Here is a 20,863-nt window from a genome sequence, read left to right on the forward strand (position 1 = left end):
GACTCGGTTCAAGACCGCATCATCACGACCCGCTCATAACGTCTTGGGCTGGAGCTTGTTCCACTCATCGATGGGGCCAGGGTTTTCAAGCGCTGCCCCCCCACCCGCGATCAGCGCCAGCTTATGAACAGCATTCAGAGCAGTCGTCACCGCACCTTCGGCCCACCCTCCGGTAAACGACACATCATCTCCAGCGAGAATAAAACCATCGAGGTTATGGCTGAACACACCCTTCATAAACTGAGAAAACAACAGGCGCTGATACTCATACTGCCCCGGCAGGTTGATTTTGAAGGCGCCGAGAAAAAACGGTTGTTCTTCCCAATTGATTTCGACAAAGGGATCAACCATTCCAAACTCTGCTGCAAGGTCTAACTGATGGGGCGCATAAAGCGAATCCAGCAAGCTTGTGCATAACTGCACATGGGACGGCAAAGGTAATTGGCGATCCCCTAGGAACTTCATGCTGTCTTCATTCCAAGTGTAAGTCAGATACACCCCGCTGCCCCTATATGCGCCTTGGCTGGGGGCATAGTCCAGCAAGTACGTGCCGCGGGAGAGTCGGTCCGAGACCGTCACACTCATGCGGTATTGCCCGTCTGCACAGACCTCGGTCCAAAAAGGCCGTCTGGTTTGCGCAAAAACCTTCGTCGAGCGCATGTAATGGGTATACATCACCGCTTCCCACTCCTGGGGAGAGAGAAGGTCATTCATCTGATCAAGGCGAGTGGCGCCGTCCATGTAACGGAACTTGTCCAGTATCCGTTTGTGAGGCGTATAGACCACCGCGGGAAACAGGTATGAGCGGCTGCTTCCCTGGACGTGATCAAAAATCCAGACATCGAACTGGCCATCAGCCCGCCTTATGATATGTCGCACCTCCTGGTTGAACACCTGGGGAATAATCCGAGTGCTCAGGCCCTCGACAGTGGTGCCCGCGGGCCAGTGAACCATCGTATCGCCCCAGACCGTTGGGCTGCGCGACCATAACCGCAAAGGTAACTCGCTGGCACCGTCGTACATCAACCTATGGTTGGTATCCAGGCCGGTGTACAGCACCCGCAGTACCTCAAGAAAGCTGGCTGAAAAGCCAGAGTTCCACCCGCCGGTACCGAAGCCGACCAGGCCGAATTGCTCAAGCTCTTCACGGCTCCAGCCGGCTTGCTCCACCATGGCTGCAAAAAAACTGAGATTGTCCCATCCGGCGTCCAGGATCGCATTCCATAGCGTCTTGATCTTCGCTTGATCAAGGGTCTCCTCGGCCATTGCCGTTTCCATTTCCGCAAACTTGATTGGATCCTGATGCAGAAAGCCACCGAATTTCTGCTGGATGGCGGCATATTCGGCGGGCAGATCGTTGCCTTCGTAATAGACCTGCTGCTGTTTATAGTCGACCAAGGTGCTGGGGGTTACAGGCGAGCCCGCACTGGGAAAGTCAGTCGAGTTGGGCGTCATACCAACTTTGTCGAAATAGTGCATCAACGCCTTGCCCGAAATCGGGAAGCGCATCGCGCCCAACTCGCATATCACGCTGTTAGCGGGATTTTGGCGGTCACCCGCCACATGGGAATAGAACCGCCCGCCAATGCGGTCACCAGCCTCCACCACCACCGGATGCAAACCTATGCGCATAGCCTCATAAGCTGCCACCATACCGGCGACTCCCGCCCCCACAATCAACACGTGGCGACCAACCGCTGCGCTGGAAATGTTCCACAACGGCGCACCAGTACTAGCACCGTGACGGAGGAAACGGCCGTAGTGAAAAGGGAAGTCAGGGGCAAGCGCGTTGACGTCATTGACCAATAAACGCGCCGCCCCCCGAGTACGTGCGGGAATCGCCGACATAGTGGAAGCTCCTAGTGTGCCAAGGGACGTCCACCTACTACCTTATAACGAAGGGCGACAACGACGCGTTCATTCCAAAGCGTAGCTGCTCACAAGGAAAACCTCTACATCATCAAGAAGCGAAAAACGCGAGCTTACGCCGTGGGTGCGCATTGACCGTCAGAACTCAATCCGCACATCCCCCTTCGGCACACTGCAGCACGACAGGATGTAGCCTTCGGCTTCGTCTTCCTCGGTAATCCCGCCGTTGTGCTCCATCTCCACCTCGCCGCCCAGCTTCATCACCTTGCATGTCCCACAGATACCCATGCCACAGGCTTTGGGGATCAGCAGGCCGAGCTTGGCGGCCGCGGCGTGCACCGTTTCGCCTGGTGCCACACGGATGCTCTTGCCGGAGGCAATGAACTCCACCTGGTGCAGGTCCGCCAAGTCGATCTCCGGCGCATCAGCCGCTTGTTCGGCCTGTTCCACCGCATCAGCCCGCGCCTCCGGTGGTGTCGCGCCAAAGGACTCTTCGTGATAGCGCGCCATATCGAAACCAGCGGCTTCGAGCAGGCGCTTCACCGCGCTCATGTAGGGCGTCGGGCCGCAGCAGAACACTTCGCGCTCGAGGAAATCCGGCACCATCAGTTCCAGCATCTTGTGGTTCAGGTAACCACGATAACCGGCCCACGGTTCGCCCAATCCATGCTTCTCGCAGATCAGGTGCAGGCTGAAGTTGTCGATCCGCGACGCCATGTGCTCCAGTTCGCGGTGGTAGATGATGTCCTTGGGCGAGCGGGCGCTGTGAACAAAGGTCATGTCGACATTCGCGTTGGTGTCGTAGAACCAACGAGCCATGGACATGACTGGGGTGATACCGACGCCGCCGCTGAGGTACAGCACTTTCGGGCTGGGAAAGTCGATGGCATTGAACAGCCCCACCGGGCCGTGCACCGCCAGCTCCTGCCCTTCATGCAGCGTGTCGTGCAGCCAGTTGGAGACCTTGCCGCCCGGTACGCGCTTGATGGTCACCGAAAAGCTGTAGGGCACCGAGGGCGAACTGGAAATCGTGTACGAGCGCATGATCGGCTGGCCTTCGATTTCCAGCTCCAGGGTAACGAATTGCCCGGGCTTGAAAAAGAACAGGATCGGCTGGTCAGCCATGAAGCAGAAGGTGCGCACGTCCCAGGTTTCCTGGATGACTTTGACGCAACGGACGATGTGTCGACCATTGGCCCAGGTCTGGGTGGTTACCGGATTCAGGAAATTGCTAGACATGTTGTTCTCCACCGCCGACGTCGGCCTTATGGTGGCGATTCTGCGTAACGCCGGGGCCACCCATTTACCTATCTGCGACATTCACATACTTACGGCGACCAGCCCCCAACTACCGGGGGTTGCGCGTCGGGATCAGATTGGGCCATGTCGCCCATGGATAAGGTTCGACGCAACGCCGGGCCCACACTCGCTCCCAACAAAGACGCTTTCTTTACGCCTTGCAACGCAACAACCGTAGCCACTTATCCCGGCCACACAGAATGGCCACGAGGACACATACGATGGACGTCACCGCAACCTTAAGCTTGGGCGATCCGCTGGAACCCGCACGCAAGGCCACCGCGCAAATGCTGCACGAGCGCGAACGCACCTATTCGCTGCCGCAGCCGTTTTACTCTGATGAGCGGCTGTTTGATATCGACATGCAGGAGATCTTCCAGAAAGAGTGGTTGATCGCCGGCATGACCTGCGAAATCCCCGCCAAGGGCAACTACCTGACCCTGCAAGTGGGCAAGAACCCGATCATCGTGATCCGTGGCGCCGAAGGCGTGGTGCATGCATTCCACAACGTGTGCCGCCACCGTGGCTCACGCTTGTGCACCAGCGACAAGGGCAAGGTCGCCAAGCTGGTCTGCCACTACCATCAGTGGACCTACGAGCTGGACGGTCGCCTGCTGTTCGCCGGCACCGAGATGGGCGCAGACTTCGACATGAAGCAGTACGGCCTCAAGCCGGTGAACGTGAAGACTGCCGGCGGCTACATCTTTATCAGCCTGGCCGAGAACCCGCCGGCCATCGATGACTTCCTGTCGACCCTGAATCACTACATGGAACCCTACGACATGGAAAACACCAAGGTGGCGATCCAGACCACCTTGTTCGAAAAAGCCAACTGGAAGCTGGTGCTGGAAAACAACCGCGAGTGCTACCACTGCAACGCGTCGCACCCCGAACTGCTCAAGACCCTGTTGGAGTGGGACGATGTCACCGACCCACGCGCCGACCAGGCCTTCAAGGACCACGTGGCTGCCTCGGCCGCCGCCTGGGATGCGGAGAAGATTCCTTACGCCCACGCCAGCTTCGGCCTGCGTAACCGCATTGTGCGCATGCCGCTGCTCAAGGGCACCGTGTCCATGACCCTGGACGGCAAACAGGGCTGCGCCAAGCTCATGGGCCGTATCAAGAACCCGGACCTGGGCTCTATGCGTATCCTGCACCTGCCGCACTCCTGGAACCACTGCATGGGTGATCACATCATTGTGTTCACCGTATGGCCGATCAGCGCCCAGGAAACCATGGTCACCACCAAGTGGATCGTGCACAAGGACGCCGTGGAAGGCGTGGACTACGACGTGGAGCGCATGCGCCAGGTATGGGACGCCACCAACGACCAGGACCGTCGGCTGGCCGAAGAGAACCAACGTGGCATCAACTCCACCGCTTACCAGCCGGGCCCGTACTCCAAGACCTATGAGTTTGGTGTAGTGAACTTTGTGGATTGGTACAGCGAGCGCATGTTGAACAACCTGGGCGCGGCTCCAGCGCCGTACCTCAAAGGTGTGGCTGCACACGAATAACTGACATGCCGTAGACCAACTGTGGGAGGGGGCTTGCCCCCGATAGCGGCGCACCAGCCAATGACGTAGTTGGCTGAGCTACTGCGATCGGGGCAAGCCCCCTCCTACATTAAATTCTCAGCCGTTCAAAATTCGACCAACAATAGCCAAGCCCTCTGCTGTTGGGGCCTCCAGCCTTCGCCCAACAACTTATCCACAGAGGCACCCACAGCTATTGTGGGCAAGTACTTGGCGCTACCCAAATTAACTCAGGAAAATCCGTGACTTAATCAAGTTCAAGAGTTTAGGCAGCATCTGGTCAAATATTGATCAACTCTTTGAAGCCCTTAACCTACGTGGCTTTCAGCGGTACGCAAACACCTTATCCACAGAACCGCCAACAGACCTTGGGGGCAACTTTGGCAATGCTGTGGAAAAGCACGCCAGATTCGCATAAATCTAGCTATCCAACATGTTCAGAGGGCAAATACGCGACCTTGATCAAATTTTGACCAACGCCACTAACCCCTTGTCTCATAAGGGCTGCAGCTAATAGCAAACATCTTATCCACAGCCAGGCTCACAGTGTTTGTGGGTAACACTTAGTCAGCCAGACGCTTTGCCACCGCCCCCGTTTCGCCGTTCATCTACACTCATCAGTGTGCAGCCCGTCGAACCGATGAGGTGACTGCCCGTGCGGGTGCAATGACCCAGCACTTGATACACACATCGATCGTTCCAGCAGTTCGGAACTGACTATCTGAATTGAAGGAATACGCGCATGAATATATTCACGAAAAAACTTGGTACAGGGGCGCTGGCGGTGATGTGTCTGCTACCGCTTGTAGGGTGGGCACATGGTTCGCTGGACATTCCGCCGTCACGCGCAGTGAACTGCCAGGCAACCGGGGGCTACTGGCAATCCGAGGATGGCTCCGCCATCGTCGACAGGGGTTGCCGAGAATCCGCCAGGATATTTAACACCCCCGCCGAAAAAGTATTTGCAGCCCAACAATGGAATGAAGTCGCTCATATTCCTGGCATCAACAACCCCTCGCTGGATCAAATCAAGGCCGTAATCAAAGATGGGCTGATCTGTTCTGCAAATGACCCTAGAAAAGCCAGCCTGGACCAACCTACGCCCTACTGGACCAAGACGGATGTCGTACCCGGACATTCATTGACCATGCGTCTGATCGGTACGGCTCCCCACGTGCCCAGCAAATTTTATGCGTTTGTCAGCAGGGTCGGCTTCAATACGGCCACTGACACACTGAAATGGAGTGATCTGGTGCAGTTGGGCCAGGTCGAGACGTTCACTGTCGCCAGGACAGACTGGCAGACGCCACCCAGAATAGCGGGGGCAGCAGGTTTCTTCGAAATTGCCAGAACGATTCCAACGGGCCTATCGGGTAACGGCCTGATCGTCGGTATTTGGGTAAGGAATGACCCGAATGGAGAGTTTTTTATCTCGTGTGCGGATGTGAGTTTCCAGGGAGGAAGCATACCCGAGCAATTTCACAATATCGGCACATTTATCGCCGCAGAGATGCAGACCCTGAAGCCAGGCGACTCCGTACACTTCCGCATCTTTGATAACAAGGGTGAGAGAAAGGAGCTGGTGGATATCACCCATAAGATCACCACGGCTAATTTGGCGCCCGGCAAATGGGGCAAGGAAATAGCCGATAAAATCGATCCCGCCATTGCCAGAATTGGCGAGCGAAATGGCCAGGATATCGTGTTCAACCAGCAAAACCCGCTGATCAACGCGACGTTTGCCACGGTAAAAGATTACAGCCAGGCGATGTCGATTATTGCCGGGCAAGATCCCGGCCCGGTGGATCCGGCGCCACCGGTGGCACGCATCAACGGCCCGACATCCCTGAAATCGGGACAGGCCTTTACGTTCAGCGGTACGCAATCGACTGGCGCCAACGGCCCTGTGCGTTATGAGTGGGCAGTTCCGGGCATGACTGGCGCAGAAGACGCTGCGACAGTCAGTGGCCAAGCCCAAACGGTTTCCGAACCGACACCGCTCAAGGCAAGGCTGACGGTTAAAGACCAGGAAAATGGCAAAACCGACACGGCTGAATTTGGCTTTACCGTTCTCCCCGCAGACCCTGGACAGTACCCGGCCTATGTGCCGGGAGGTCTACACGAAGCGGGCAAAACCTACTCCCATCAGGGTAAAAACTATAAGTGCAAATACGCCGCGTGGTGCTCAGGATCGCCACAATATTACGAGCCCGGCAAGGGCCTGGCCTGGCAAGAGGCGTGGGACGAGCAATAAGACCACGTATCCCCGCCTCACTACGCCGCACAGACCGTGCGGCGTTTTTTGCCCTGTATCACTTGAATGCGGCACCTGCGTTCCCCCCACTGCTCAGCGAACCACGCCCTCCTCAAGCAGTAATTGGAGAATCGCCTGGGCGCCCTCTTCATTGCTGACGCCCTTGAGCACTCGTCCACCGCCTCCGCTGGCCTTGGCCGTCGCCGCTTTCATACGGTCGGCGCCACTCTTGGCCTTGATCACCTTGAGGCGCTTGGGTCGCGGCTTGGCTGGTTGCAGTTGCGCCCCTGTGAATAACTCATCCTGCTCGATCTCGACTTCATGGGCCGCCAGCTCCCCGCGTTGAGCCGGGCCATAGGCGCTCTGGCGGGGCTTGGGCGCGGCGTTATCCACCGTCGCGAGAAACGGCAGACGCACTTTCAAGCGCCGTCGCTGCCCACGGGGCAACGCCTGCAACACGTGGGCTATGCCAGCGTCGATGGACTCCACCTGGGCCAACCCTACAATCAGCGGCCAGCCCAATTGTTCGGCCAACAGATACGGCAGCATTCCCGAGCCTTCGCCGGTTTCGGCCTGGCTGCCGGTAAGTACCACTTGGGCACCGGCATCGCGCAGATACTCACTGAGTACCGGCAAGGCATCGGAACCTGGTGGTTGTTCCAGTACCTGCAGTTGCGCCAGGCCCATGCCCAGGTAGCTGCGCAAGGTCGGCTCGGCGATGTTGCCAGCGTGCAGCACTTGCAACTTATCTCCGGCCAACTGCAGGCCCAGCTCGACGGCGCGCGCGTCCTGCTCGGCACGCCGTGGTCGCCCGGAGGTAGGGTGGGCGCCGATGGACACCAGGCTGATTACGTTACTTGTCATGGTCATGTCCCTAAGCTGCATCGCGCTTGGCGCCGTTGCGGTAGGCCTCGACCGCGTCGATCAAGGCTTGCAGAATCGCGGCGCTCTCGCCGATTACCGACAGGTCGGCACGCTTGATCATGTCGCAACCCGGGTCCAGGTTGATCGCAACCACCTTGTCACAGGCACCGATGCCCTGCAGGTGCTGGATCGCCCCGGAGATGCCCACGGCCACGTATACCCTCGCCGTGACCCAGGTGCCGCTGGCGCCCACCTGCCGATCACGCGCCATGAAGCCATCGTCCACTGCCACCCGCGAGGCGCCTTCGGTGGCGCCCAGGGCCGCGGCGGTCTGATGGAACAGCGCCCAGTCCTTGACGCCGTTGCCGCCGGAGAAAATGAACTCGGCCTCGGCCATGGGAATCGCCGCCGGGTCCACCGCTACCGCGCCGAGATCTTCGATGCGTGGCAGGCTGCGCGCCAGGCTTGTGGATAACTCCACGGGCAACACTTCATGGCGTGTATCACTGACCGGGTCGGCACATTCGGCAGCAGCCAGAATCAAGCGTGGCAGTGGTCGGGCCAAGTCTTCCTGACCTGCGCCGGCGCGGCCGATGCACGATTGATCCTTGATTTGCCACACCCGCGTGGCCGGGCGCTCCTTGAGGCTGGCGGCAAAGCGCCGGCCCAACTCGCCACCGCCACTGCGGCTATCCGGCAGCAACCAGTGACGCGGGTTGAACTGGTTATCCACAGCACGCAAACCTTGCACACGCTGCTCGGGTGAATAACCGTCGAATTCATGGCCCTCCAACACCAGCAGGCGGTCGACGCCGGCTGTGGAAAACCCGGCTTCCTTGTGTTCGCCGAACACCACCGCCAGCACTGCGCCGTCGCTGCCGGCCAGTTGCCGCGCCAGGCCAAGCAGGTCACGGTCGTGGCTGCTCAGGCGGCCACCGACCATGTCCGGCACCACGTTGATGTAGAACGCAGGCGCTGGCACCTGATGCAGCGGTAATTGCACTTCTACTGCTGCCGTGCGCTTGGCTGCGCCGCCCTGCTGGGCGCCGCTGCGGTCGATACGCTTGATGCCGTTGGGGCCGATAAAACCGACGCCATGCACATTCTTGCGGATGATCCCGTTAGGGCCCATCCAACTGTGTTGTACCGGCTGCATGGCCGCATGCAGCGGGTGCAGGCGGTTACGGGCGATCCATTCGGCCCGTGGGTCACGGCGGATAATGTCGCTCATCAGTGCACCTCCGCAGGTTCACGTTTGATCGGGGTCTTGATCGGTGCCGGGTCCTCAAGCAAAGCGTCGGCCACCAGCTCCGCGATGTCTTTGATCAATGGCCGTGGTTCGACCACGCCCTCAAGCATCGCCGTACATTGCGGGCAACCTACAGCCACCAGCTCGGCGCCGGTTTCGCGGATGTCATCCATGCGCATATCCGGGATACGTTGCTTGCCGGGAATATCGGTGATCGGCGCGCCGCCACCACCACCGCAGCAGCGCGAACGGAAGCCCGAACGTTGCATTTCCTTGACCTCGATCCCCAACGCCCGAAGCACTTGGCGCGGCGCCTCGTATTCGCCGTTGTAGCGGCCCAGGTAACAAGGGTCGTGGTAGGTCACGCTGTTGCCTTTGTGCTGGCCCAGGTTCAGCGCGCCATCGCCGATCAGCTCGGCCATGAAGGTGCTGTGGTGTTGCACGAGGTAATTGCCGTTGAACGCACCGTACTCGTTTTTCAGCACATGGAAACTATGGGGGTCGCAGGTGACGATACGCTTGAAGCTGTACTTGGCCAGGGTCTGGATATTGCGTGAGGCCAGCAGTTGGAAAGTCGCCTCGTCGCCCAGGCGCCGCGCTACGTCTCCGCTGTCGCGCTCTTCCAGGCCGAGCACCGCGAAGTCGACCTTGGCGGCCTTGAGCACTTTGACGAATGCGCGCAGGGTGCGCTGGTTGCGCATGTCAAAGGCACCATCACCGACCCAGAAGAGCACCTCGCAGCTGCCTTTGTCGCTCAGCAGCGGCAGGTTCAAGTCCGCGGCCCAGTTCAGCCGGCCGCCAGGTGCGAAGCCGCCCGGGTTATCGGTGGCGATCAGGTTTTCCAGGACTTCGGCGCCCTTGTTCGGCGTGGCGCCTTTTTCCAGGGTCAGGTGACGGCGCATGTCGACGATGGCGTCCACGTGCTCGATCATCATCGGGCACTCTTCCACACAGGCGCGGCAGGTGGTGCACGACCACAAGGTCTCGGCGTCCACCAAACCATTGACGATCGGTTGATGGGGGTTGCCGCCATGCTCACCTATGGGCTTGCCCGGATACGGGCTGCCGGCGAACTTGGCATCGGTACCGCCGGCCAGGCCGACCACCATGTCCTGGATCAGCTTTTTCGGGTTCAGCGGCTGGCCGGCAGCGAACGCCGGGCACGCGGCTTCGCATTTGCCGCACTGTACGCAGGCGTCGAAACCAAGCAGTTGGTTCCAGGCGAAATCCTTGGGTTTTTCCACGCCCAGCGGTGCAGATTTATCGCTGAGGTCCAGGGGTTTCAACCCCGTGGAGCGGCCACCGCCAAAGCGCTCGGCGCGACGGTGCCAAGCCAGGTGCAGGGCGCCGGCGAAGGCGTGCTTCATCGGCCCACCCCAGGTCATGCCGAAGAACATCTCGGACACGCCCCACAGCACGCCCACACTCAATAGCGCAGCGAGCAGCCAACCGCCGAAGTCCGCTGGCAGGATCCCGGCCACCGGCAAGGTCACCAGGAAGAAGCTCACCGAGAAAGCCATCAGGCTCTTCGGCAGGCGCATCCACGGGCCTTTGGACAGGCGCGCTGGCGGATTGCGGCGGCGCAGGTACATAAAGATCGCGCCGACAAACATCAATGTCGACGCCAGCAGCAGCGCATAGCCAAGAATGCGGCTCTGCAGGCCGAAGCCGTGCACCACAATCGCCAGCAGCGCCGACAACACAAAGCCAAGCGCCGTGGCGACGTGGGTGTTGGCGATGTATTTGTCGCGGGCGACAACGTGGTGCAGGTCGACCATGTAGCGCTTGGGCATGGCCAAAAGACCGCCAAGCAAGTCGACTTTGGATGCACGCCCACGGCGCCACATGTTCACGCGGCGCAGGGCGCCAAGGACCGCAAGGCCCAGGGCAGCAAACAAGAGGATTGGCAGCAAGGTGTTCAACATGATGAAGCTCCCACAGACCACACAGGTCTACTGTGAAACTGGCCTTGAATGTGGGAGGGGGCTTGCTCCCGATGGCGGAGTGTCAGTTGATACTGTTGTAGCTGACCCACCGCTATCGGGAGCAAGCCCCCTCCCACATTTGGACCCAGTCCCACATTGGTTCGGTGTCGGGTCAGAAATCCTTGCACAGGCGCAGGGCGTCATAGATCGCAGCGTGGGTATTACGCTGCGCCACACAGTCACCGATGCGGAACAGCAAGTACCCCTCGCCCGCCTCGCTCAGGCACGGTTGCGGCTTGATCGCAAACAAGGCTTCGACGTCGATCTGGCCCTTGTTGCGCGACCCTTCCTTGAGCCCGTAATAGATGGCTTCGTCCGGACGCACGCCGTTCTCCACCACCACCTGGTCGACCACCCGTTCCTCTTTGGCGCCGGTGTATTCGTTCTCCAGCACAGCCACCAGCTTGTCGCCCTCGCGATAGACCTTTTCCAGCATCATGTCGCCGGTCATGATCACTTCCTTGGGGTACATGCTGCGGTAGTAAGTCGGGAACGACGTACCGCCAACTGCCACGCCGGGTTTGATGTCATCGGTGACGATTTCCACCTGGCAGCCTTTGTCGGCCAGGAAGTCGGCCACCGACATGCCGGTGAACTCACAGATGGTGTCGTACACCAGCACGTTCTTGCCTGGCGCGACTTTGCCGTCGAGTACATCCCAACTGCTCACCACCAAACCTTCGGCGGCACCCCAGTGCTCGTTCTGCTCGATGAACGGATGTCCGCCGACGGCCAGCACCACTACATCCGGACGCAGGTCCAGGATGGTCTCGGCATCCGCCGCCACGCCCAGGCGCAGGTCGACTTTCAAGCGTGCCAGCTCCAGTTGGTACCAGCGCGTAATGCCGGCGATCTGGTCGCGTTGCGGGGCTTTCGAGGCAGTGGTGATCTGCCCGCCGATAAATTCTTTCTTCTCGAGCAGAGTCACGTCGTGACCACGTTCGGCGGCGACCCGCGCAGCTTCCATCCCGGCCGGGCCGGCACCGACCACCACGACTTTGCGTTTAGGCCCGGTGGTTTTTTCGATGATGTGCGGCACGCCCATGTATTCACGGGAGGTCGCGGCGTTCTGGATGCACAGTACATCCAGGCCCTGATACTGGCGGTCGATGCAGTAGTTGGCGCCCACGCACTGCTTGATCTGGTCGATCTGGCCCATCTTGATCTTGGCGATCAGGTGCGGGTCGGCGATATGCGCACGGGTCATGCCGACCATGTCCACATAGCCGCCTTCCAGAATGCGCGTGGCCTGGTTCGGGTCCTTGATGTTCTGCGCGTGCAGCACCGGAACCTTGACCACTTCCTTGATGCCGGCCGCCAGGTGCAGGAAAGGCTCCGGCGGATAGCTCATGTTCGGGATGACGTTGGCCAGGGTGTTGTGGGTATCGCAACCCGAGCCCACCACGCCGATGAAATCGAGCATGCCGGTGTCGTCGTAATACTTGGCGATCTGCTTCATGTCCTCATGGGACAGGCCGTCTGGATGGAATTCGTCACCGCACAGGCGCATGCCCACGCAGAAGTCATCACCGACTTCTGCACGCACGGCTTTCAAGACTTCCAGGCCGAACTTCATGCGGCCTTCGAAAGAACCGCCCCATTCATCGGTACGCTTGTTGACCCGAGGGCTCCAGAATTGGTCGATCATGTGCTGGTGCACCGCAGACAACTCCACACCGTCCAGTCCACCAGCCTTGGCACGCCGCGCGGCCTGGGCGTAGTTGCCGATCACACGCCAGATTTCTTCCGGCTCGATGGTCTTGCAGGTGGCACGGTGCACCGGCTCACGTACGCCGGACGGCGACATCAGGGTCGGCCAATTGAAGCCGTCCCAACGCGAGCGACGGCCCATGTGGGTTATCTGGATCATGATCTTGGCGCCATGCTTGTGCATGGCGTCGGCCAGGTTCTGGAAGTGCGGGATGATGCGGTCGGTAGCCAGGTTCACCGAGCTCCACCACTCCTGGGGGCTGTCGATGGCCACCACCGAGGAGCCGCCGCAGATCGCCAGGCCAATACCGCCCTTGGCTTTCTCTTCGTAGTACTTCACATAGCGGTCGGTGGTCATGCCGCCGTCGGTGGCATACACCTCGGCATGGGCAGTGCTGAGTACGCGGTTGCGGATAGTCAGTTTGCCGATCTGAATCGGCTGGAACATTGCTTCGAAAGCCATGGCACGGTCCTCGGCTTACAACGGCTTGACGGTGAACAAACCATCATCGTGGCCCTCTTCGGAGCCTCCGTAGACTTGTTCGGCGACGGTGCGGATGTTGCTGCCGCGCGCTTGCAGAATCTGGTCCATGGCCCCGGCAAACCAGCCGGTGAACATGTAGTCGACTTTGCGCCCGACCTTGCCGTACACGTAGACGAACGCCGAGTGCTCAAGCTTGACGCTGGCGGTGCCTTTATCCAGGTCGATGTCCTGGATCTTGAACAGGCCCCAGCCGCGCTGCGACAGGCGCTTCATGTAGTGCTCGAACACCGCTACACCTTCCAGGCCGTGGCATTCGGCTTCTTTTTCACACCAGTGCCAGGCGGATTTGTAGCCGGCCTTATAAAGGATTTCGGCATAGGCGTCGGCGCCCAGTACTTCTTCGATACCCATGTGGTTATTGACGAAGAAATGCCGCGGCACGTACAGCATCGGCAGGGCATCAGAGGTCCAGACACCGGTTTCGCTGTCAACTTCGATAGGTAATTGCGGGGCGATCTTGGCCATGGAAACTTAACTCCAGAAAATTTGTTTTGATGCCCCCGGCGTCGGATGGCGGGGGGAAGAAGTGTCAGTGGTGGCTTATTCGCCCCAGACGTCCTTGAGCACGTTGACCCAGTTCTCGCCCATGATCTTGCGTACCACGCGCTCGCTGTGGCCGCGTTTGAGCAGGGTTTCGGTGAGGTTGGGGAACTCGCCCACGGTGCGGATGCCCAGCGGGTTGATGATCTTGCCGAAGCTGGTCAGGCGGCGGGCGTAGCCCTTGTCATGGGTCAGCATTTCAAAGAAATCCTGGCCATGACCCTGGGTGAAATCGGTGCCGATGCCGATGGCGTCTTCGCCGACGATATTCATGGTGTATTCGATGGCTTCGGCGTAATCTTCGATGGTCGAGTCGATACCCTTGGCCAGGAACGGCGCGAACATGGTCACGCCGACAAAACCGCCATGGTCAGCGATGAACTTGAGCTCTTCATCGGACTTGTTGCGCGGGTGCTCCTTGAGGCCCGACGGCAGGCAGTGGGAGTAACACACCGGCTTTTTAGACTCGAGGATCACCTCCTCGGAGGTTTTGGACCCGACGTGTGACAGGTCGCACATAATGCCCACGCGGTTCATCTCGCCGACGATTTCGCGACCGAAACCCGACAAGCCGCCATCGCGCTCATAGCAGCCGGTGCCCACCAGGTTCTGGGTGTTGTAGCACATCTGCACCACCCCCACGCCGAGCTGCTTGAAGATCTCCACGTAGCCGAGCTGGTCTTCAAACGCATGGGCATTCTGGAAGCCGAAGATGATGCCGGTCTTGCCTTGTTCCTTGGCGCGGCGGATGTCGGCGGTGGTTTTTACCGGGATCACCAGGTCGCCGTTCTCACGGATCAGGGTCTGGCTGGCAACAATGTTATTGATCGTGGCCTGGAACCCTTCCCACACCGACACGGTGCAGTTGGCAGCGGTCAGGCCACCTTTGCGCATGTCCTCGAACAGGTCGCGGTTCCACTTGGCAATGATCAGCCCGTCGATAACGATGCTGTCGGCGTGCAATTCGGCTGGGCTCATCAGGCGTCCCCTTATTGGCGATTCATGCGCCGAATCGTATGCCGGCGCTTTGGGGCCAGCATATGCCCAGGGACAACCCGAGCCGGGTGCAAAAACGACAGGGGAATTGCCGAAAGCGTCAATCCGCGACAAAGGCTATGTAGACATGCCTGCTGGGCGGCTGTTCTTTGTCTTACGCTTGAGCCAGAATTGCGCATCACCTGATATGAGACGGCGCAATGAAATCGATTTTCCTGGCTTTGGCACTCATCGCAACCACCGCCCACGCAGCCGAAGACACCGACAGCACACCGTGCGACGGCATCGAAAACGACAAACAGACCCTGGCCTGCGCCGCCTACAACAAAACCACTGCCGAGCAACTGCTCAAGGATAACTACCAGGGCCTGCTGGAACGCATGGGTTCGATCTATGGCAGCGACAAGACCAAGCTGGCCGACATTACCGCACGTCTGAAGGACGCCCAGCAGAAATGGGAAAAATTGCGTGACGCCGATTGCGCGGTGGACACCTTTCCGGCGGTGAATGGCAGCAAGGAATACGCGATTGCGCAGAATGATTGCCTGGCACGGATGAGTGATGAACGGTCGGAGTTTTTGGAGTCGATTGGGCAGGAATAAGCGACAATCCCTCACCATTCTCTTTCTGACCAAGGCCATCCATGACCCTCTGCGGCATCGAAATCAAAGGCAGCGAAGCCATCATCGCCCTCGCCGCCCTGGACCACCAGACGCTGACCCACGTCGCCCTGGCCACCAAGAAAATCGCCCTGGATGACGACGATGAGGCCGCCAACGTCAAAGCCTTCGCCGCCCAGGTAAAGGCCTTCGTGCAGGACAACAGCATCCAGCGCATCGCGATCAAGAAGCGCAGCAAGAAAGGTGAATTCGCCGGCGGCCCGACGACGTTCAAGATTGAAGGGGTGTTTCAATTGCTGGAGGGGGTTGAGGTGACGCTGCTGTCGCCGCAGACCATCAATGCGCAAAACAAGAAGCACACCTTTGACCTGCCGGCGACGCTCAACAAGTATCAGCACGAAGCCTATAAGACCGCGTGCTCATGCCTGATGAAGAAATAACCGCGATCAGCTTTTGACGCAGTGCTCCAAGCCGTGCCCGCCGCCTTCGTATTCAGGACCGTAATAGTATTTAACGAAGGAGACTTTGCCTTCCGGGGTCGGCGTTACTTGTGCCACGCCCACGCCAAAGTCTTTCAAGGCCGGATCGGTGTGGGCAAAGTAGATGCCCAGCGTATCCGAGGTGCCGGCGGCCATGCCTTCATAGCGGGACTTGTCCTCCAGGGTCAGGGTGAAGGTATAGGCGGCGTACTTGCCAGTGCTTTGTTTGGCATCGAGTTTCATCTCGACAACGCCCTTGAAGTTGCCGATATGTTTATCCTGGCCGTTACATTCATAACGCCCGCTGTAATCGGCGCCAGTAAAAGGCACTGGCGCCTGGGCAGCCCACAACGGAGTGGAAACGAGGGCCATCACAGCAACGAGTTTTTTCAGCATGCCAACCTCTCAGGGGTTACGTAGTGGCGCTCCTGGCGTAGGCGCTTCGATTTTCAAAGCACTTGGCCAGAAGCAACATGGAGACCCTTGGACGTTAGCAGGCTCTTTCTATAGGTCGTAGTTAACGGCAAAAAACAAGAAACTTCCGACAGCTTTTTGGACGTTCCGTACAAGATACGTCTGACACTGTCTTAATGTGATGTACGGCTTTTATGCCGTAGCCAATCACCGAACGACTTGTCCTCCAAGGCATAGCCTCCCCGGCTCGACTTCCACACCAGCTCCTTGTCGCGCAAGGCGTCGATACACGCCTGGATGGTCTGGGTGCCCGGCACCACGTCACTGCCCATATCCGCCAGTTTCTTGCTGACCGCCGTAAGGGTGCTGTCAGAGAATGGCGCAAATGGCTCATTGGCGTGTGAACGCTCCACCATCACTTCCAACACGGCACGTTGCGGGACGGTCAGGGCGTTCCAGGCGCTTTCGAATTCGGTCCACACCCCGGCGCGTAGCAGTTCGGCGCGACTGTGCAACAGTTGGCCCAGGTTGCTCGCCTCCCCCAGTTCCAGTGCCACTTCACCAATGATGGTGCGCAGCATCTCGGGACGACGGCCTACCAACTCAAACGCTTCGTCGATATCCGCCGCTTTGAACTGGTTGGTCTTGGCCAGATGAGCGTTGAGGTGCGCCGTGTAAGCTTGGGTGAACTCTTTGCCCAGCAAGGGGAACGGCGTGATGCTGGAGCCGAAAAACGGTTGGCTTTTACCCAGCACCAAATGCGCGAGCTTGTCGCGGTTAGAGCCGGTAAACACCAGGCGCAAGCCACTGCCCTCGCCTTCGCGGCCCTGATTGAGCTGATCGCGCGCGGCCTTGAGTGCATACATCGAATTGAGGCCAGCCTCAGTGGTCAGCGCGTGTTGCGCCTCATCGATCACCAGCACCACGGTTTTTTCGGCGGCGCTGTGGAGTAACTCCAGCGCTTGCGTAAGCGTCGCCCCGGCCGGTAGTTGCGGCGTGGTGAAATCCCAGGACAACGTGCGTAAAAAACTGAGTTTTTCGATACCGATATTTTTCGCCAGCTTGCGTACACCCTTTTCAAAGGGCACCAAGGCACCGGCGATAGCACTGGCGATCAGGTCGGCAGGATCTTTTTCCTTGTCGGCCCACAGGTCGACATACACAACCAACCAGCCACGGGCTTGACATTGCGGGACGAGATCTTCACGCAGAAACGTACTTTTGCCCGTACGGCGCGGGGCCGCGAGAAACAGGCCAGAAGTGAAATCCTGGATACCGGCCCCCACCAGGCCATCGGCAATGCTGCTTGCCAAGGTGGGGCGGCGGAACACAAAGCCGCTGTGCTTGGACATGGTTTTATACTCAATTATGGAGGAGCCTATAAATTATAGCTGCGAGTATAATTAACTATAATTGCCCGTCAAACCATCTCCCGTCGCCGATCCTCTCTCGGGCACTTGGAAAACCTGGCTCGATAGCTACGGGTGAAATACGACGGCGACTCAAAACCGCACGCAATGCTCACCTCCAGCACACTCATGCCGCTCTGGCGCAGCAGTTTCCGGGCTTTCTCCAGGCGCAGGCCGAGGTAGAAGTTGCTCGGCGTGTCGTTCAGGTGCAGACGAAACAGCCGTTCCAACTGGCGCCGGGTAACTTTGATCGCCTCGGCCAGGGCCAGGGTGCTCAGGGGCGGTTCAGTGTGTTGCTCCATCTCGCCAATCACCTGCACCAACTTCTTGTTGTTGATGCCATAGCGCGTGGCGATCTGCATGCGCTGGTGGTCTTTGCGTGGGCGGATGCGGCCGAGCACGAATTGCTCCGAGACCTGGATCGCCAACTCCGGGCCGTGGGCCTGGGCGATCAGGTCGAGCATCAGGTCGATGGACGCGGTGCCGCCGGCGCAGGTGATGCGGCGGCGGTCTATTTCGAACAGTTCCTGGGTCACGCTTAGGTGTGGATAGGACTCTTTGAAGGCGTCGATGGCTTCCCAGTGCAGGGTCAGGCGGTGACCGTCGAGCAGGCCCGCCTCGGCCAGCACGCAGGCCCCAGTGTCGATGGCACCGAGGGTCACTGCGTCGTGGTCGAGACGACGCAGCCAGTGTTCCAGGGCCGGCGTGGCGAACTGCAAGGGTTCGAAGCCGGCCACCACCAACAACGTCGCGCCCTTTTTCAGCGGCTCCAGTGCAGCATCAGCGTTGACCGACATGCCATTGCTCGCCAGCACCGCGCCGCCATCGGCGCTCAATATATGCCAACGGTACAGCTCGCCGCGAAAGCGGTTGGCGACCCGCAGCGGTTCCAGTGCGGAAATAAAGCCGATGGCCGAAAAACCCGGCATCAGCAAGAAGTAGAAATCCTGGGACATGGTGGCGCTCTCGTAGTACGGGCAGCGTGGTCACTGTGATACGCCAGTTCAATCAGCCATTCAAGAGCACAGGTCGCTGCAGTGCAAGAGTCGGTCGCCGCCGTGCGTTTTGTTGGCACTCAAGCTGCGTAACTTGATGCCACGGCGCACAAAGACGCCGGACCCCACAATAACGACCTGCCGAGGGATCCACCATGAACCGACTGATCAGCCGTTGTGCGCTTGCACTCAGCGCCAGCGCTATTTTGAGTACCCACGTGATGGCAGCGGACGCCGCTTCTTGCCAGAACGTGCGCATGGGCGTGGTGAACTGGACCGACGTCATCGCCACCAGCGCCATGGCTCAAGTGCTGCTCGACGGCCTCGGCTACAAGACCAAGCAAACCAGCGCCTCCCAGCAAATCATCTTCGCCGGCATCCGCGACCAGCGCCTGGACCTGTTCCTCGGCTACTGGAACCCGCTGATGACCCAGACCATCACGCCGTTCGTCAACGCCAAACAAGTCAAGGTCCTCGACAAGCCCAGCCTGGAAGACGCCCGCGCCACCCTGGCGGTACCCACCTACCTGGCGGACAAGGGCCTGAAAACCTTCGCCGACATCGCCAGGTTCGAGAAAGAGCTGGGCGCCAAGATCTACGGCATCGAGCCAGGCTCAGGCGCCAACACCCAGATCAAGTCAATGATCACCAAGAACCAGTTCGGCCTGGGTAAGTTCCAGTTGGTGGAGTCCAGCGAAGCCGGCATGCTCGCCGCCGTGGACCGTGCCGTGCGGCGCAAGGAGGCCGTGGTGTTCTTCGGCTGGGCGCCGCACCCGATGAACATCAATGTAGCGATGACTTACCTCACCGGCAGTGAAGACGCCCTGGGCCCGAACGAAGGCAAGGCCACTGTCTGGACCGTGACAGCGCCGAGCTATGCCGAGCAGTGCCCCAACGTGCACAAACTGCTGACCAACCTGACGTTCACCGCCGCCGACGAAAGCCGGATGATGCAGCCGTTGCTGGATCACAAGGACGCTATCGAATCCGCCAGGCAGTGGCTCAAGGATCACCCGCAGGACCAGGCGCGCTGGCTGGAAGGGGTGACCACCTTTGACGGCAAACCGGCTGCGACCCACCTGCAATTGACCAACCAATAACCCACTGTTCATCACCGCTTCGCAGCCCGTAACGGCTGCGAACGGCACAACTACGCCCGTAAGGAACCGCCTATGAACCACGACGTCATCATCACCTGCGCACTCACCGGTGCTGGCGACACGACCGCCAGGAGCCCCCACGTGCCGGTCACGCCCAAACAGATCGCCGCCGCCGCCGTAGAAGCCGCCAAGGCCGGCGCCACTGTGGTGCATTGCCATGTACGCGACCCACAAACCGGCAAGTTCAGCCGCGACGTGGCGCTGTACCGCGAAGTGATGGAGCGCATCCGTGAGGCCGACATCGACATCATCGTCAACCTCACCGCCGGCATGGGCGGCGACCTGGAGATCGGCGGCGGCGAAAATCCGATGGCGTTCGGCCCCAACACCGATCTGGTCGGCCCGCTGACCCGTCTGGCCCACGTCGAGGAGCTGTTGCCGGAGATCTGCACCCTGGACTGCGGCACCCTCAATTTCGGCGATGGCGACACCATTTACGTGTCCACTCCGGCGCAACTGCGGGCCGGTGCCAAGCGTATCCAGGCGCTGGGCGTAAAGGCCGAGCTGGAAATCTTCGACACCGGCCACCTGTGGTTTGCCAAGCAGATGATCAAGGAAGGCCTGCTCGATAACCCGCTGTTCCAACTCTGCCTGGGCATCCCCTGGGGCGCACCGGCCGACACCACCACCATGAAAGCCATGGTCGACAACCTGCCCGCCGACGCGGTGTGGGCCGGCTTCGGGATTGGCCGCATGCAGATGCCGATGGCGGCGCAAGCGGTGCTGCTGGGTGGCAACGTACGGGTCGGCCTGGAAGACAACCTCTGGCTGGACAAAGGCGTGCTCGCCACCAATGGCCAACTGGTGGAACGCGCCAGCGAAATCCTCAGCAGGCTGGGTGCGCGAGTCATGACCCCGGCCGAGGGCCGAATCAAGATGGGCCTGACCAAACGCGGTTAAAAAATGTGGGAGGGGGCTTGCTCCCGATGGCGGGGGATCAG

At 59.7% G+C, this 20,863-nt stretch carries 17 protein-coding genes; 6 read left to right on the forward strand and 11 right to left on the reverse strand.

Annotation, left to right across the window (positions count from 1 at the left end):
• Positions 1–33: 33 nt before the first annotated feature.
• Together QYQ93_RS26930 and gbcB are read right to left on the reverse strand one after the other, a co-directional pair.
• Positions 34–1,848 carry a flavin monoamine oxidase family protein gene (locus tag QYQ93_RS26930; RefSeq protein ID WP_338475869.1) on the reverse strand — a complete coding sequence of 605 codons (1,815 nt, stop codon included), beginning with the start codon at positions 1,846–1,848 and terminating at the stop codon, positions 34–36.
• Between the two features lie 159 nt (positions 1,849–2,007).
• Positions 2,008–3,108: a glycine-betaine demethylase subunit GbcB gene (gene gbcB / locus QYQ93_RS26935; protein WP_043046144.1), complete on the reverse strand. Its 1,101-nt coding sequence runs from the start codon at positions 3,106–3,108 to the stop codon at positions 2,008–2,010.
• A gap of 281 nt (positions 3,109–3,389) precedes the next feature.
• Here gbcB and gbcA point away from each other — a divergent pair, with 281 nt between their 5' ends.
• Positions 3,390–4,685: a glycine-betaine demethylase subunit GbcA gene (gbcA, locus tag QYQ93_RS26940; protein ID WP_043046145.1), complete on the forward strand. Its 1,296-nt coding sequence runs from the start codon at positions 3,390–3,392 to the stop codon at positions 4,683–4,685.
• A gap of 760 nt (positions 4,686–5,445) precedes the next feature.
• Complete coding sequence (locus tag QYQ93_RS26945) at positions 5,446–6,957, forward strand: lytic polysaccharide monooxygenase (protein WP_338475870.1); 1,512 nt, start codon at positions 5,446–5,448, stop codon at positions 6,955–6,957.
• A 93-nt stretch (positions 6,958–7,050) separates the two neighbouring features.
• Here the strand turns inward: QYQ93_RS26945 and QYQ93_RS26950 are convergent, their stop codons facing one another.
• From QYQ93_RS26950 to QYQ93_RS26975, 6 genes are all read right to left on the reverse strand, one after another.
• Entirely contained in the window at positions 7,051–7,821 is a 771-nt protein-coding gene (locus QYQ93_RS26950) for an electron transfer flavoprotein subunit beta (RefSeq protein ID WP_338475871.1), read from the reverse strand.
• A gap of 10 nt (positions 7,822–7,831) precedes the next feature.
• A complete protein-coding gene (locus QYQ93_RS26955) occupies positions 7,832–9,052 on the reverse strand; it encodes an electron transfer flavoprotein subunit alpha/FixB family protein (RefSeq protein WP_338475872.1) in 1,221 nt (406 codons plus the stop codon).
• Positions 9,052–10,995: a dimethylglycine demethylation protein DgcB gene (gene dgcB, locus QYQ93_RS26960; protein WP_338475873.1), complete on the reverse strand. Its 1,944-nt coding sequence runs from the start codon at positions 10,993–10,995 to the stop codon at positions 9,052–9,054. Before dgcB ends, QYQ93_RS26955 begins: the two co-directional genes overlap by 1 nt.
• A 172-nt stretch (positions 10,996–11,167) precedes the next feature.
• Positions 11,168–13,228, reverse strand: coding sequence for a dimethylglycine demethylation protein DgcA (gene dgcA / locus QYQ93_RS26965; protein WP_043046149.1), 2,061 nt, complete (start codon positions 13,226–13,228; stop codon positions 11,168–11,170).
• A gap of 15 nt (positions 13,229–13,243) precedes the next feature.
• On the reverse strand, positions 13,244–13,774 hold the full coding sequence (locus QYQ93_RS26970) for a DUF5943 domain-containing protein (RefSeq protein ID WP_003194877.1): 531 nt from the start codon (positions 13,772–13,774) through the stop codon (positions 13,244–13,246).
• A gap of 75 nt (positions 13,775–13,849) precedes the next feature.
• Positions 13,850–14,827: a dipeptidase gene (locus QYQ93_RS26975; RefSeq protein WP_338475874.1), complete on the reverse strand. Its 978-nt coding sequence runs from the start codon at positions 14,825–14,827 to the stop codon at positions 13,850–13,852.
• Between the two features lie 218 nt (positions 14,828–15,045).
• On the opposite strand from QYQ93_RS26975, the gene QYQ93_RS26980 reads away from it, so the two are divergent.
• Both QYQ93_RS26980 and QYQ93_RS26985 read left to right on the forward strand, forming a co-directional pair.
• On the forward strand, positions 15,046–15,447 hold the full coding sequence (locus QYQ93_RS26980; RefSeq protein ID WP_043046153.1) for a lysozyme inhibitor LprI family protein: 402 nt from the start codon (positions 15,046–15,048) through the stop codon (positions 15,445–15,447).
• A 41-nt stretch (positions 15,448–15,488) separates the two neighbouring features.
• The gene (locus tag QYQ93_RS26985; protein ID WP_043046154.1) at positions 15,489–15,905 is read left to right on the forward strand and encodes a DUF3010 family protein; all 417 of its coding nucleotides are present in this window, start codon (positions 15,489–15,491) and stop codon (positions 15,903–15,905) included.
• Positions 15,906–15,911: 6 nt separating this feature from the next.
• Here QYQ93_RS26985 and QYQ93_RS26990 read toward each other — a convergent pair whose 3' ends face one another.
• The 3 genes from QYQ93_RS26990 to QYQ93_RS27000 form a co-directional block, all read right to left on the reverse strand.
• Positions 15,912–16,340, reverse strand: coding sequence for a hypothetical protein (locus QYQ93_RS26990; RefSeq protein ID WP_043046155.1), 429 nt, complete (start codon positions 16,338–16,340; stop codon positions 15,912–15,914).
• Between the two features lie 191 nt (positions 16,341–16,531).
• Positions 16,532–17,710, reverse strand: a complete 1,179-nt coding sequence (locus tag QYQ93_RS26995) for an AAA family ATPase (protein WP_338475875.1) — start codon at positions 17,708–17,710, stop codon at positions 16,532–16,534.
• Positions 17,711–17,778: 68 nt separating this feature from the next.
• Positions 17,779–18,723, reverse strand: a complete 945-nt coding sequence (locus tag QYQ93_RS27000) for a GlxA family transcriptional regulator (protein ID WP_043046157.1) — start codon at positions 18,721–18,723, stop codon at positions 17,779–17,781.
• A 194-nt stretch (positions 18,724–18,917) separates the two neighbouring features.
• Here QYQ93_RS27000 and QYQ93_RS27005 point away from each other — a divergent pair, with 194 nt between their 5' ends.
• Together QYQ93_RS27005 and QYQ93_RS27010 are read left to right on the forward strand one after the other, a co-directional pair.
• On the forward strand, positions 18,918–19,862 hold the full coding sequence (locus QYQ93_RS27005) for a choline ABC transporter substrate-binding protein (protein ID WP_338475877.1): 945 nt from the start codon (positions 18,918–18,920) through the stop codon (positions 19,860–19,862).
• A gap of 72 nt (positions 19,863–19,934) precedes the next feature.
• The gene (locus QYQ93_RS27010; RefSeq protein WP_124379727.1) at positions 19,935–20,822 is read left to right on the forward strand and encodes a 3-keto-5-aminohexanoate cleavage protein; all 888 of its coding nucleotides are present in this window, start codon (positions 19,935–19,937) and stop codon (positions 20,820–20,822) included.
• Positions 20,823–20,863: the final 41 nt, after the last annotated feature.

This window comes from Pseudomonas khavaziana, assembly GCF_036704165.1.
GTDB classification, from domain to species: domain Bacteria; phylum Pseudomonadota; class Gammaproteobacteria; order Pseudomonadales; family Pseudomonadaceae; genus Aquipseudomonas; species Aquipseudomonas khavaziana.